Source organism: Acinetobacter sp. SK-43, from assembly GCF_015351505.1.
Taxonomy (GTDB): domain Bacteria; phylum Pseudomonadota; class Gammaproteobacteria; order Pseudomonadales; family Moraxellaceae; genus Acinetobacter; species Acinetobacter junii.
Genome location: NZ_JADKPY010000019.1, coordinates 1 through 2,312, shown reverse-complemented (window position 1 = coordinate 2,312; position 2,312 = coordinate 1). Strand labels below are relative to the sequence as shown.

Here is a 2,312-nt window from a genome sequence, read left to right as displayed (position 1 = left end):
AGTGCCCGAAGGTGCTTTTTTATTATCGGTTTAGTTATACCAACCAAATAATTTAAAGAAATACGGAACGTAAGCAATAATTAAGATTGCAGGTACCATTACCAATAAAGGCAATATCCAACGTTCATATCGATAGTAGAAAGACAAATGACGAACTTCTGCATCTGCTTCAGCCACTTCTGCATCACCAATCGATTGTCGAGCCAAGAGATGGTTTAACGCAACTGGAGGTGTGACATAACCCAACTCAAAACCAATAAGCGCAATCATCCAGAAATGAACAGGATCAATACCATATTGATAGGCAACTGGTGCAACCGTCGCCGTAATCAGAATCACAGCACCAAATGGATCCATAATCATACCTACGAAGATCATCAATAATACAATCAACGTAATCACGACAACAATATTATTAATATCTTGTGGGAATGCTTCCATAATATGAATTTGCTCAAGGAAACCACCGACACTCACTGAAAGCGCCATCAGAATCACAAGTGCACCGATATGCCCTACTGTTTCACTTGAAGAAGCATGCAATGCTTTAGCAAATGAGATGTTACGCTCTGGTTTGCGTGGGTCATCTTCTGGATTAATTTTTGGTGCAGGTTGACTACCATCCGCAGGCAATGTGTAGCTATTCAACGTACTGTCCCAATGTCCAACAGGCGCCAACGGTGCAGGTTCTTTACGTAACTTATCAAACAATACCATCATCAATAGAATCACAGGCATCATTACAGGTGCAGTAAATTCATTGAGATCAGTTGCTAATGCATGTTTGTAGAATAACCAAATCAAAACAAAGATCACGATATATGGTGATACAGGTACGAATGCACGTAATGATTTAGGCAATGCAACTTTAAATGGTGCAATACGGAATTTTTGTTCTGCAAAGAATAATGCAATCACCAAGAATAACGTTGAGGTTAATAGGAATGTGTACATCCCGTATTTATAAAGCAAATCAGTCGTTACTTCTTTGTTCAGTGAAGCGACTACTACGATCAATAAACATGGACGTAGAACTACACCCATTGAACCCGACAGCGCCGTTGCTGCTAAAGCAAACTGACGGCGTCCACCCGCATTCCACACTTCTTTATAAATAATCGCACCCGCAGCGATAACGAAAATACCTGATGCACCTGTATAGGCTGTTGGTAATGCCGCTGCAAGAAGGATCAACCAAGTTAAAGTCTCTGGAGCTAGATTCCAAGGACGTAGAATATTGAGGAATAAATCAACAATACGTGTTTGCTTGAGCAACATACCCGCCCAAATAAACAAGGCTAGATTCAAGAAAATATTCGACAATTCAACCAACTGTCCCAAATAAATACCTTGCCCCATTGGATAATCCATGAAGAAAGTAAATGCAACCCCGGTGATAATCGCCATATAGGCATATAAAGGAATACTGAGGAAGGCTAAACCGACATTACCACCTTCACGAGTTGCAGCTGGTGGTTTGATCATTTGAAATAAACTGATGAGTGTCAGCACACCAAACAATATCATCCACAACCAATAAATCACGTTCATTTCTGGTGTGATCGGAACACCTGAATTCATGACCGATTTATATTGGCTAATCACAGATGATGTGAGTAATGCATTACCCAACACCATCGCAATACCATAAACACGGAAATCAGTTTTAGTAGCAGGACTACGTAAACCAATGTGATGCGCTTTCAATGTTGCACTGATTGCAGCAAATACAACCATAATAACGAGGAATAACGCGCGGTTCTCTGCACCTAATTTAAAGATACCGAAGAAACTAGTTTCAATTTTACGATAAGTACGAACACTAGGATTGGCTTCGATATGCTTCATTGCCTTATCATAGAATTGGTATTTCTCATCACATTGTTGCTGAGCCGCTATCAGCGAAGCTCGAACATCTGCCTCAGAGGCTACACCAAACATACTCGCAAACTCATCAGCAGCATTGATTTTCATCTGCTCTTGAACTTGTGCATCTATATTTGGATTTCTGTCACAGGTTGGTTTCTCTGGTTCAGCACGTAGAAATGAATATTGCATTCCAGTATCAGGATCACCATAAAGGCGCTCCCCCATACGTAAAAGCTGACCATGAATCATCTCACCTGTTCCAATAACCAATGTCATTAGAAGCAAGAAAAGTATGACAAAGGTCGAAATCCACTCTGTCCATATATGGCTGAGCAGACCTAATCCAGATTTTTTCTCTTGATCATGTTGCATGTCTATTCCACTTTATTGTTCTCAACATCCATCCAAAGATGTTGAATCATGCGATGTATATGGTTGATAGA

The 2,312-nt window shown here is 40.3% G+C and carries 1 protein-coding gene; it reads right to left on the bottom strand.

Annotated features, from left to right (window positions below; translation table 11 throughout):
• Positions 1–30 precede the first annotated feature (30 nt).
• Entirely contained in the window at positions 31–2,241 is a 2,211-nt protein-coding gene (locus tag IRT38_RS05270; RefSeq protein ID WP_194597122.1) for a TRAP transporter large permease subunit, read from the bottom strand.
• Positions 2,242–2,312: the final 71 nt, after the last annotated feature.